The organism is Candidatus Erwinia haradaeae, from assembly GCF_900699015.1.
Taxonomy (GTDB): Bacteria; Pseudomonadota; Gammaproteobacteria; order Enterobacterales; family Enterobacteriaceae; genus Erwinia_E; species Erwinia_E haradaeae_E.
In genome coordinates, this window is the sequence record NZ_LR217737.1 from 470746 (window position 1) to 484338 (window position 13593).

General features: G+C 27.7%; 5 protein-coding genes. 3 read left to right on the top strand and 2 right to left on the bottom strand.

Features of this window, described 5'->3' with window-relative positions; genetic code table 11:
• Positions 1–496 precede the first annotated feature (496 nt).
• From topA to ERCIPICE3303_RS03335, 3 genes are all read left to right on the top strand, one after another.
• A complete protein-coding gene (gene topA / locus ERCIPICE3303_RS01420; protein WP_157990967.1) occupies positions 497–3094 on the top strand; it encodes a type I DNA topoisomerase in 2598 nt (865 codons plus the stop codon).
• 1192 nt (positions 3095–4286) lie between these two features.
• Entirely contained in the window at positions 4287–5261 is a 975-nt protein-coding gene (gene cysB, locus ERCIPICE3303_RS01425; RefSeq protein WP_157990968.1) for an HTH-type transcriptional regulator CysB, read from the top strand.
• A 4819-nt stretch (positions 5262–10080) separates the two neighbouring features.
• Positions 10081–10431: a M20/M25/M40 family metallo-hydrolase gene (locus ERCIPICE3303_RS03335; protein WP_232515411.1), complete on the top strand. Its 351-nt coding sequence runs from the start codon at positions 10081–10083 to the stop codon at positions 10429–10431.
• A gap of 1541 nt (positions 10432–11972) precedes the next feature.
• Here the strand turns inward: ERCIPICE3303_RS03335 and holA are convergent.
• Positions 11973–13016 carry a DNA polymerase III subunit delta gene (gene holA / locus ERCIPICE3303_RS01435; protein ID WP_157990969.1) on the bottom strand — a complete coding sequence of 348 codons (1044 nt, stop codon included), beginning with the start codon at positions 13014–13016 and terminating at the stop codon, positions 11973–11975.
• A complete protein-coding gene (lptE, locus tag ERCIPICE3303_RS01440) occupies positions 13016–13579 on the bottom strand; it encodes an LPS assembly lipoprotein LptE (RefSeq protein WP_157990970.1) in 564 nt (187 codons plus the stop codon). Before lptE ends, holA begins: the two co-directional genes overlap by 1 nt.
• Between the last annotated feature and the right edge of the window lie 14 nt (positions 13580–13593).

Consider the following 13593-nt stretch of genomic DNA (forward strand, 5'->3'; position numbering starts at 1 on the left):
TAACTACTAATAGAACAGTGGTTTATGGTATTAAGATACGATTATATATCTATAATATCTAGAACAGATCAGTCATATAAATATATTAGAGGATAATGAGATCATCATCCTTAAATATAACACGATTTTCTGATAGTTTTTTATTCTTCAGTGTGAATTTTTTATTGTACTATAACACAGTAATTATTGATGATATTAATATCTTTGTAGTCGGAGTTCTTTTTATATCTGTCTAATAAGATTAGTTATATAACTATATTATTAATTAAATAAAAAAATTAAAGATATTTTTTATATGAGCACAAGAGAGACTCGATGTCTATGAATGAGGTCTCATAAGGTTATATCGAATTTATTGATAATTACAATCCTATTTATCAGTTAGATGGGACTGTAATTATCTTATCTAATATAACTATTCTGAATTATATAATTAAGTATCTTTTATAAAGATACAAACTGTGCTTTATATGGTTTTAATTAGGTAAGGTAACTTATGAGAAAAATGTTAGTAATAGTTGAATCTCCGGCCAAAGCCAAAACAATTAACCAATACCTTGGAAAAGATTATGTGGTAAAATCTAGTCTTGGTCATATTCGTGACCTACCTACTAGCAGTAAGAGAGAAAAAAAAAATCTTTACAGTTCCTCTAGTGACATCGTTAATAAAAATAAAAAAGATATAAAAAAATCTTTAGTGAGTCGCATGGGCATTGATCCTTTTAATAACTGGAAAGCTAATTACCGTGTCTTGCCTGGAAAAGAAAAAGTAGTATCTTCACTTCAAATATTAGCTGAGCAATCTGATCTTATCTATCTTGCAACTGATCTAGATCGGGAGGGTGAAGCTATTGCTTGGCACTTACAAGAAGTAATTGGTGGGGATAAATCACGTTATAAGCGTGTAGTTTTTAACGAGATTACTAAAAATTCTATATGTCAGGCGTTTAACAATCCAAGTGTATTGAACATTAATCGCGTGTATGCACAGCAAGCACGTCGATTTATGGATCGTATAGTAGGTTACATGGTATCTCCTGTACTTTGGAAAAAGATTGCGCGTGGGTTATCTGCTGGCCGAGTACAATCAGTAGCAGTACGTTTAGTTGTGGAACGAGAACGTGAGATCAAATCTTTTTCACCTACAGAATATTGGCTTTTATATGTTGAACTAGCTACTGCAGAAGGTGTTCATGTACGCATGCAGGTTACTCATCAATTAAAAAAAGTATTTTCTCCCAGTCATCGATCTCAAATTAATGTTGCTCTTGGGATGTTAGAAGTAGCATATTTCATTGTTACATCTTGTGAAGATAAGTATGCTATAAGAAATCCTAGTGCACCATTCATAACTTCAACACTTCAGCAAGCTGCTAGTACACAGTTAAGTTTCAGTGTTCATCACACCATGGTTATGGCTCAATTTCTCTATGAAGCTGGATATATCACATATATGCGAACTGATTCAACTAATTTAAGTCAAGATTCTTTAATCATGGTGCGTAACTACATTAAGACAGAATTTGGTGAGCAATATTTACCACAAGAAAATCATATATATAATAGTGGTGAGCGTTCACATGAAGCTCATGAAGCAATTCGTCCATCAGATGTAGAAATTCTTTTTTCACACCTTCACGGTATGCCTGAAGATGCTAAAAAGCTCTATAAGTTAATTTGGAGTCAATTTGTCTCTTGTCAAATGATATCTGCAATATATAATACTCGTACATTAATTGTAGAAGCTGCTAATTTTACACTTAAAACAAAAGAGCGCATATTATGTTTTGATGGATGGACACGATTACTACCAGTAGTAGGAAACTGCATGAATAACATAGTTTTTCCTCTAATCGGTATTGGTAGTGTTTTAATTTTACAAAATCTTGTACCAACTCAACGTTTTACTAAACCTCCCGTTCGATTTAGTGAGGCTTTATTAGTTCGCGATCTTGAAAAAAGAGGAATCGGTCGCCCATCAACTTATGCTTCGATCATTTCAACTATTCAACAACGCGGATATGTTAGAGTAGAAAATCGTCGTTTTTATTCTGAGAAAATAGGTGAAATCGTTACTGATCGTCTAATAGATCACTTTACTGATTTAATGGATTACAATTTTACTGCACATATGGAAGATAGTTTAGATCAAGTAGCACATAATAAAATAGAATGGAAGGAGGTTTTAGATAATTTCTTTCGAGATTTTAGTAAAAATCTAGAGAAAGCAGAAATGGATCCTGAAATAGGTGGTATGAAGCCCAATAAAATAGTTCTTACATCTATAGAATGTCCTCTTTGTAGAGGACAAATGGGTATTCGTACTGCAGCCACTGGGGTCTTCCTTGGATGTTCTTCCTATACATTACCGTCTACCGTTCGTTGTAAACAGACCATCAATCTTATTCCAGATAAGATAATATTAAATAATTTAGATCATGACAAAGAAGAAAATCGTACTCTACATGCAATACGACATTGCATATTGTGTAATACAATCATGGATTGTTATTTAATTGATGATAAAAATAAAATTTATATATGTGGTCAGAATCCTGCATGTAATGGTTATGAAATTCAATCTGGTAAGTTTCAGATTGAAGGCTATAAAGAATTATTAGTATCATGTGAAAGATGTAGTTCGGAAATGTCGATGAAAATTGGTCGTTATGGAAAGTATATGGATTGTTTGAATGCGTATTGCAAAAATACACGAAAAGTTATGAAAAATGGAAAACTAGCTCCACCAAAATCAGATCCAGTACCATTACCGGAACTACGTTGTCAAACTTCAGACGCTTACTTTGTATTGCGTCAAAGTGCATCTGGTATTTTTCTAGCAGCTAACACCTTCCCAAAATCACGTGAAACTAGGTCACCAAAAGTTGAAGAATTAAGACTATATCGAGATCGTTTACCAGAAACATTGCATTACTTAGCGAATGCACCTACTATAGATAGAGAGGGCAATAAATCTATAGTTTGTTTTAGTCGTAAAAATAAAACACAGTATGTTCGTACTGAACGTAACGGGAAAAAAACTGGTTGGTTTGCATATTTTATTGATGGTCAGTGGAAAGAAGTAATGAATTAGAATGATAGATATTAATCGATCTATCACTTAGAAAGTGATATTGTTGCTAACAACAAGGTTTCTTTAATAAAATTCATATAAACATAACTACTAATAGAATTAGTAGTTCTTGATTTTAAAATAACTGCTCTTTAGTTTATGAGCAAAGAGATTATAGTGTAAATTTAAAATAAAATCATTCATCAATCTATAGGTATAGATTTAAATTATATATGTTTTTCTTTAATATTATTTTAGTGATAGTCTGATTATCTAAATTTTAATAAGCTATATCATAATTCAATAAATATCGATTAGAATGATATAAATCTTATTTGGCAAAATAATAATAATTATGGTTAATATCAATTATTTTTTCAGATTACACTAATTTCTTAGTGAAGACGGTATACTACAAACTTCATGAAATGTGAAGTGCTTTAAGAATTAATTAGTAATTATTATAAGAATATAAAGATTTATACAAGATAAAGTGACTGATTTATTAACGTAATCCAGAAATCATAGGATACATAATTTCTAGATAATAGGATTTATCATCTAAGATGATTCTATATTTGTAAGTTATATGGTAATTGCATGAATCATGATCTTCGCTTTCTTGTAGAAAAAAGCGTTTGGTTTAATATGATTACTGTGATTAATCAAAGTAATCATATTTGCAATTATATTTATAGTTTTAACATATTAAAGTAGATAATAGTTTAGAGATTGAACTTTATTTAAATAATATAAAATGTTAATTTACCATAAAATTAACATTGATATGATAATAGAAGAAATCACATTAGTCAATAATTAATCAGAGTGAAAATGTATCTTAGATCAAAATCATAATTGATTCATGCATGTTTTCTTCAAAAAACTTATAATTCTCTGTTACGCTAAGATAAACTTGATCACCAAGTTAAAATAGTTAAGAACTATGCTTATAGCATATGAATCAATAATATTATAGAAATATCAAATAGTATATAGGTTATTGAATATAAGTATGATCTATAAGATATTTAATTTATTGAGTCTTTTCATTATCTAAAACCTCTTTTCTAATTAGATACTATACAAATTTAATAATTTTGATATAATATCAAATATATGGTACTGTTATTGTATTTAAAGTTTGTTCAATTAGCTCATTAAACTAATATTTAAGTTTTTGTATGTGGCTCCAAACACGATGGAACACAAAATGAAATTGCAGCAACTACGTTATATTGTTGAAGTAGTTAATCATAATCTAAATATATCTTCAACAGCTGAAGGACTTTATACTTCTCAACCTGGTATCAGTAAGCAAGTTCGCATGTTGGAAGATGAATTAGGTATTCAGATTTTTTCCCGTAGTGGAAAACATTTGACTAAAATCACCCCAGCAGGTCTCGATATTATTCGTATTGCGCGTGATATCATGTCTAAAATTGATTCGATTAAATCAGTAGCAGGTGAATATACTTGGCCTGATAAGGGTACATTATATGTAGCTACCACACATACTCAAGCACGTTATGCTTTGCCTTCTACAATAAAAACATTTCTTGATCGTTATCCGGGTGTTTCTTTGCATATGCATCAAGGCTCTCCAACCCAGATTGCTGAAGCAGTTTGTAAAGGTAATGCTGATTTTGCTATAGCTACTGAAGCCTTACATTTGTATGATGAACTAATTATGTTGCCTTGTTACCATTGGAATCGTGCTATTATTGTTACATCCGATCATCCATTATCATCGCATCGTTCAATTTCCATTGAAGAGCTCGCTGAATATCCATTGGTTACTTATACATTTGGTTTTACAGGTCGCTCGGAACTTGATATAGCATTTCATCGTTCTGGATTAACCCCTCATATTGTCTTGACTGCAACTGATGCAGATGTGATTAAGACTTATGTTAGATTGGGTCTCGGTGTAGGGGTTATTGCTAGTATGGCAATAGATCCAATTTCTGATTCTGATTTAGTTATAATCAACGCAGATGATCTTTTTACTATTAGTACAACTAAAATTGGTTTTCGTCGTAGCACTTTTCTTCGTGGTTACATGTATGAATTTATTCAGAATTTTTCTCCTCACTTAGTAAGAAATATTATAGATACAGCTATGTCTTTACGTACTAATGATGATATTGAAGAAATGTTTAAAGATTTTCAATTACCAAGAAAATAGGGGTTTGTTAGTTTTACTTAATAAAATAAGATAATGAGTGGTTTCTTTATTACAAAGAATTTTTAATTTTATTATCAAGGTTATTGATGAATTTTCATAAGTTTTACTTATTAAATGATCTTATTGCCCTTTAATAATCTTATAAATATTGCATTATGAAGGGTTGTTATGGATTAATAACCTTAATTATTAAAAGTGATGGTCCATTTGATTAAATCATAGTGAGATAGAAAATGATGGTTATTGTAAAATATTACATTAGAATCATCGTTCTTTAATTGAGATATATTGATTTAAGAGATGCTCTATTAAATATCATTGTTGAATTATTCTATTTTGATTAGTTTTTTAAAAAAATTTGGATATTTAATGTTATGTTAGAGAATAATATTTTCTTTTTATATACAATTTTTTCTGTAAAAGATCTTTAAAAAAACGTAAAGTTACAAAATTGAGATATTAGTAAATTAGAGTTATATTTCTAATTATTATGGATGTGTTAAGGAATAGATAGATTTTTTAAAAAGTACTGTCTACGATTAAGTTTGAACAACAAGATTAAATGTACTATTAATGGAATAAGGTTTAGTAATATTTATTGAATATATTATGATGATGTTATTTCTTTCTTTTCTTAATAAAAGATGGAAAAGTTGAGCTATCTATTAGTCTTAAAGAACTAATAGATAGTAGCGATACTGTATATATCTAATATAGCGATGGATTATATTTTATATTTATCTAAAGATCAGTATAGCTACTCAGTATCTATATTTAATGATATAGCATCGAGAATTGTTCTATCTATGAATTTTTACTAACTAAGATCAGTCATGTTTAGCGACCATATTATTATAAATTGGTTTAGTTTTTCAATATTTAATATTAGAGTTAATATTCTAAATATTTTTTTCTGATTTTCTTATTATATAATATGATCGTATCAATAAAGAATTATTGCGTGAGGAACGATTACTTACTCAGTTAAGAATGTCAATTTTTGTTTATCGTTACAAATCAAGGCATTAATATTATGTCAATATATCACAACTTAATATCAACTTCGTTTTCTATTATAACGTTTAACTGTCAAGGTAGATAGCATCTATTCTTCTCTATATCAGTAAGATAAATTATTAAATAACATAATACAGATGATAACCTCATTAATAGTTTTATTATATGAAATAGAATAATAATATATCGTGTATATTACATCTTTGAACTATTCTATAGATTTTATCCTTTAGAATAATCTGCAGATTTTTATCTTTAAGTATTATAGAAATATAATAATAATTTTCTTATTACTATATCTTAAAAACGTATAGTTTTCATTATTTTATATAAAATTATTACTGATTTATGATATTTTGAGAAAAATATTATTTTAATTTTACTTTTTTAATAGGTATTGTCCAAAGATAAGATTACATAAATAATATGCAGTTGTGTTTAGATACAAGAAACTGATTATAAAATATAGTTAAATTGAATATCATACAGACATGAAACAGTAGGTCTGTGTAGGACAGAGCTATACGGTCCAATATTCTTTATTATATTTAGAAAAAGATAACCTTATAGATAGTTTTTATCAATAGATTTTTGATTCCTATCTAATTATCTTTCATGTAAAAGATTTAAATTGAGTGAACAAGAATAGTATTTTATTTCTTATATTTTAGATATTTCTGTTTTTCTCACTATATTACTAATTGTCTCAAGCGTATTAGACAATTAAATTAATATGTTATCATCTTTATATTTTATTTATTTTATATATTGAATTGGATAAGGGGATTCATCTTTCTGAATAGTTTTTTAAACTATATCAGATATTTTTATTTATCTAATCAGATTTTTATGGATAGAAATTTCTATTGATATATTTATTGTATTACAGATAATAAATCAGATAATTTTTGATAAAATTTAAAGAGAAGTGAGTTAGTAGCCTACCTTCTATATGTAATCATGACTTGTCAGTCTCATTTTACGTTCTCTTAGCTTTTTATCGGCATAAAAATGTTTAAAAATAAATAGATAGAAATTCTATAGTTATGTAGTGCACTACATAATATATCTATTTTAGATGGCTATTAGAATGAACAGAATCTTTTTATATCAAATAAAGAATTATCTATACATATTTAGTTAAAATATTAATAATTAGTAATTTTAAAAATAGTAGACTCTATAGCATTCCTTCTTAATACTATCATAAGATAATGAAGAACAGAGGAACCCAAATAATATAGATATGAAAGCAATATTTAGTAATAAGGGCAAGTTTATTAAATATTATCTTGATTTATAATATAAATAGATAATGAAAAAATTATTTTTGATTTTAGTGGATACATAATTGTTATAGAAAATTAATAATTCTTTTAATAATTAATATTAGTCTATGTTATAAAACATATAATATTTATTCTACAATTTTTCATATTATAAAATATGTGAGATTTACGAAGATTGTTTTATGAATGAGATCATTTTTATATGAGAAATGTCTCGATAACTTCGGTAATTAAAAGAGATATACATCCTATAGTTTTATTATATAGTAAATTTGATTTATCTAATTTTTACATATTATTCATTCTTAAGTATTTAAATAATCACGTATAAGTGGAACTAAAATCAGAATGACTATACAGATAAAATCTACTTGATAATAGAGAAAGTCTACCCTTTGTTCTAAACTTTTTATATGGATAGATAGAGTATATGTAATAAAAAAGCTTTTTAAGAATAAAGAGGATCAGTAAGTAAATAATGCTTTTCGCGAATAGAACAAGTTATGAAATTTTAATTTGACTAGATTGTTACTAGTCCTAAGTATATGGAATTTTTTTCTTAAAACACCTTTTATAGTTGATGCCTAGTATTAAGGCTGTTGATTTATATATTTTTTATATAGCAAGAATGATGTGATTTCTATATTTGATAAAAATTAATAAGTTATAAGCACATGTTACACTTTATAAAAATATCATATATAATTAAGTAAGGTAATATTTTCTAGATTATTCAAGGTGTCAGGTGAATTACCAATAATTAAGAATTTATATCTATTAAGTGTTGTTAAGGGGTAAATTATGTTCATGTTTTGTAAAACAAATTTAAGTATAAGATTAGATAAAAATAATATTTTTAAAAAATAAAAAATTAATTATCACTTTCTGTTATAGGTCTCTCTTTGAGTATATTTAAATAATTATAAGATTGCTGTATTTTGTTTCCAAAAATGTTATAACACTATATTTAAGAGTGAATAAATCAAGATATATAAAATTATAATTTTTTATACTTTAGTAAAAAAGATAATTTTCAAGAAAGTGAAGATATTTAATGTGATGAAATGTAACTTATTCTCTTCCAGAGAATATTATAAATTAGGTCAAGCTATATTAGTGCTGTATATTGATAGCATCTATATTTTCTTTGTTGTTCTTCGATAGAAGAATCGTCTCATATCTATTTGACTATATAATCTGGACTTCTATGAGGTAACTGCATATAGATTTTTCATATGAGATCTGGACTTATATGATGAGAATTAGAAGTATTTATTTAATCTTCCTAGTTGGTTTTATTCGATATGTAGTATGAACGATTGAATATATTAATATTGAAATATATTGATATTAAGATATGGATTTCTATAATATGGTTGATTGATATATCAAAATAATTTTCTTCTTGTATTTAAAAAAATAAAATTAACAACAGAGATCATGCAGGTTTTGGTTTGAGGTTTAACTAATATTCACATAAAATATGATTGTGCTATACAAATATAGTACACCTTCCAGATATTTAAGATAGTAGATATTTTATGATTAATAAATTGCTGGTTATTTTTAAAGGAACCGGTCTTTTCGTTCTTTAGATTATTTATGAGAATAGTATGTATTCTATTAACTTAAAATATATAAATAACAAGATCATCGTTTCAGTTGATAACTAGAGAATTAGAATAAGACTTCTTTGAAAAGGACACTGATTACATAAAAGAAGACTAACAAGTTGATGGAGAAATAAGAAAATCATAAATCATATCTCATTTTCGTATTCATTACTATATTGCAATAATATTCAGAAAAAATTATCTAGGTCTGGATTATTTAATGATAATTTAGATAGAAAGTAATTGCATAATACTAAAGATATTCTTATTGCTTTGATTATTTCTATATTGGTATGGGATAAATTATTTGATTGTTTCTTATGATAAAAGCATCAATGAACAAATTCATTTTTCTTAAAATTCTATTATACATATAATATTGACAATACAATTTTTATAACTATTTCTAATTAATTTTTCTAAAAAATGAATTATAAATAAGATGGAGAATTCTATCTGTGATACACATGCTTAATCTGATATGGATTGATCATAAATTATATTTGAATACTAAATTTTAGTAGTTATTTTTTTAAATGTTCAGCATATATTCTTAATTTAATGTGGATTTTAATATCTTTAGGATGAAGAAAGGAACCTTGTATATCATGAATTCTTTCTATAGGAATACAGATCATTATGCATTGTCCGGTTATTAATCTAACTAAATAACTTATAAGCATCCTTCTCTTAGTCAAGAGAAGTGGTCTGTCAAGATATTTTGATAGCTTGCTTATAGGAAATAAATTTTATCATTGAATCAATAAATATTGGAAATACCTAATTTGGGTCTCACGAGACGTAGGTAAAATCCTGGTCTTTGCAGGTCATGCTAATGTTCTCTCAATAGGTGAGAGAAAAACTGGTTATATTACTGTTTAAACCAACCACTCAAATGGTATGCTCTTCGGTCGAGGAGCTGTTGATATAAAAGGTTCAATTGCAGCAATGATTGGTGCTGCAGAGTGTTTTATACGAGTTTACTCACAACATCGAGCTCGTTTAGCATTTTTAATCACTTCTGATGAAGAAGATAGATCTCTTAATGGAACAGTAAAGATTGTAGAAAAATTAATAAAACGTAATGAATATATAGATTATTGCTCAGTAGGGGAACTATCTAGTAATCAGAACATCGGTGATGTAATAAAAATCGTCGCCGTGGTGTTCTTACGGCAAATCTATATGTGCATGTTATACAAAGTCATGTTGGGTATTCAGATTTTTCAAATCATCCGATTCATCGCATAATTCCAGTTTTAAATCAGTTTATAAGTACAGAATAGGACATCGGTCATTCAGATTTCTCTCCCACTTTTATGCAGATCACTAACATATAAGCAGGAAGCAGCAGTAATAATATGATACGAAATAATTATTTTATACAGTTTAATTTCTGATTTGATACTTGGCTAACTGCACCAAGTATTCAGGATCGTTTAGAGTCCATTGTAAATTAGAATCAGTTTAAATATAGTATTATATGGGAAATTATTAGAGATCTTTTCCTAAGTAGAGAAGGGGATCCATTACATGCAGCAGTGAACGAAGTCGAGTATTATTCGAGAGTAATACCGAATATTTTAATAACTGGAGAGTTTCTAATGGATATTTATTGCATAGATAGGAGCAGAGTTAGTGGAATTAGGTCCGGTATATACTATTTTTCACAAAATTAATGAATGTATAAAAGAATCTGATTCAAAGATTCTGAGTTTTATATATCAAAGAATTATAGAGAAACAATTGATTACGGATCAATGAGATGGACTATATTGAGACTAATTAGTAGATATTCCTAGTTCTATCAATATTCTTTTTTGTATTTAGTACTATAAAGATTTCATAAAAATTAATCTAAAATATTATAATCATTAATACTATATTCCCTTTTATTAAAATCTAGAGAATGTAAATTCTACTATAAATAGAAAAAAGAAAAAGAAGAGTATTCAGTGGTAATACAATTATTTTATTTAGATTAATTTATTAGTATTTTAGTTTTTGAATTCTAAGAAGGTATTCAGTCGATCTTAAGATTGAATGAAAATAGTTAGTTTATTCTTGAGGGATACTTATTTCTTACTATTACTCTATGTTAATAATATGTAATCTGTTATTAAATGCTATCTCATTTATTACACAACTTGATATACCTTAAGTATATGCACTTCGATATATTCATCGTTGATGAATATCTACTAACTACTTCTGGGAAAAATACTGATTGAATAAGGTTCGATCTTGAATCAAAAACAGATCAGTAGAGAGTATTAATACCTACGGTTTTTCTACTAGAATGTCATCCCTGATCCATTAGATAATAATTCTTAGAATATATTTATATGGTTAGATTTAATCTAGTTCTTCATTTTATCTATTTTATATGTTTGGTAGCCAATTGTGTGAGATACTAAAATATGGCATTTTAAAAAAAGAGTAGATCACTCATGTCATCTATGTATAGTTAGAAAAATATTCTAGCCCATAATAAATTCTAGTAGTTGAGATACTTCTTTTTCACGTATCATAGATTATGTATTGATAGTGTAAGAAGTAGTACGATAATTTATTTAAGAATCATCCATTTAAATAAAATGGATCTCTCCATTTTTTTACTTAATTATATCAATACGTTTTAATCATGTTGTATTTAATGGGCTGTGATGTAGTGAGGTCCTATTAGGTAATAGAGGGATTTTCTAGATCAGTTATAAGTGTCATTACCATCTCCTGGTTATAGATCGCTCGAATGAATAGGATTAAAGATTCTACTAAACCAATATTTTAACTTATGATAAGTAGATATTATCATCAAAATTAAATGGGAATTCAGGTTCTGAGAACATTAATGTCAGCATTTCTAGTTTTATCCAAATAGATGGGTTATGTTCTTCTTTTATAAGAAGCTCTATTTGTGTTAAATATTTAAATATATTGGCTATCTTAGTAATACTCATTCGTTGAATAGCGTAATCTAATAAAATACGACGTTTTTTCCATACGCTATACTGATTAAATAGAATAGGAAGCGGGGTATCAATCATTTTTCGTTTTAAATTTACCAATAAGATAAGATCATGCTGTAAGCTTCGTAGAAGGATAAGTGGTTCACTATCCGTGGCTCGTATTTGACGAAGAACACGAAGTGCACGTTGGCTATTTCCTAAAAATAAAGCGCTAATCCAATCAAATATGGTAAAGTGTGCTGCGTTGTGGATTACTTGTTTGATATGGAAAGATGTAAGTTGACCATTCGGCCATAATATTGCGCATTTGTCTAATGTTTGAGACAGTGCAAGAAGATTACCTTCATAACAGTAGCATAATAGTTTATTGGCTCTAGAATCTATCTTTAATTTAAGTTTTTTTGCTCTAGAAGTAATCCAAAAAGGTAGTGCTTTGTGTTCTGGTCCTTGACAAATAACTAATAGCGCATTCTCACAGATAGTTTTATACCAAATCTCATTTTCCTGTATTTTAGTTAAACTTGGAATTTCTAATATTAGGAGAATATGACTATGTAATAGCTTAGTTAATGTAATAAGTTTTGTACGTATTACTGAATTTAGACCTCGTGCTGGTAATGTTAAAAACAATGTTTTTTTTCTAGAAAATAAACTTAGTTCTTTGTAAATAGAGAAAATCCTTTGCCAGTCGGTCTTATTATCTACTACAATGTTAAGATGCTCAGTAAAGCCGTTATTTTCAGCAGTTTTACGGATAGCAAGTCTTACTTCCTGAGTAAACAAAGGATTTTGTCCATACAAGATATAGCATTTTTGTAATTTTTTATCTAGTTGATGATTCAACTGATCAGGATAAATTTTAATCATTAGTCAGAATGACGATATGGTCCAGATCTTCGATTAAGCGATAGATCTGGATTATCCAAGGTAATTTGATGGTTTAACTTTGTTGTCGAATTTATTGTTGCAAGATAAATCATTGAAATCTGATGAATAAGGTCGTTTACCACTTTCTTGCGTATATCATCAATTATAATCCTCTCTGCAGAATCTCTAGCTAAGGGGGTTTGTGGATTCTCAAAACATGAGCTTGATACCTGAGACACAATAGGATAAAATCCGTGATCTGGTATTACCAGATGTGCTTTTACACTCATTATAATAGAATATTCAGCAGTTTTCCCATTGTAAAAAGTTGTAGTAGTTTTACGATTCAAAATTTCTTTTCCAAGATGAAAAGAAGGGATATTGGTTTGCGTGCTGTTTTGATCAATAATATCAATGTTATATTGCCTAAGTTGTGTATAGACTTCCATTGCAAGAGGGCTATATGGATCCGTCGTATGTACTATAAGTGTCTTCATTGCAGATGGTATTGAAAAAGATCGGTGAAGATGATAGCCACACCCATTCAGGATAAAACAAGTCATACTGATCATGAAGA

Excerpts from the sequence above, each read along its gene's own strand:
- ERCIPICE3303_RS03335 (WP_232515411.1), top strand. The coding sequence starts at position 10,081 with ATGCTCTTCGGTCGAGGAGCTGTTGATATAAAAGGTTCAATTGCAGCA.
- holA (WP_157990969.1), bottom strand. The coding sequence starts at position 13,016 with ATGATTAAAATTTATCCTGATCAGTTGAATCATCAACTAGATAAAAAA.
- cysB (WP_157990968.1), top strand. The coding sequence starts at position 4,287 with ATGAAATTGCAGCAACTACGTTATATTGTTGAAGTAGTTAATCATAAT.
- topA (WP_157990967.1), top strand. The coding sequence starts at position 497 with ATGAGAAAAATGTTAGTAATAGTTGAATCTCCGGCCAAAGCCAAAACA.
- lptE (WP_157990970.1), bottom strand. The coding sequence starts at position 13,579 with ATGACTTGTTTTATCCTGAATGGGTGTGGCTATCATCTTCACCGATCT.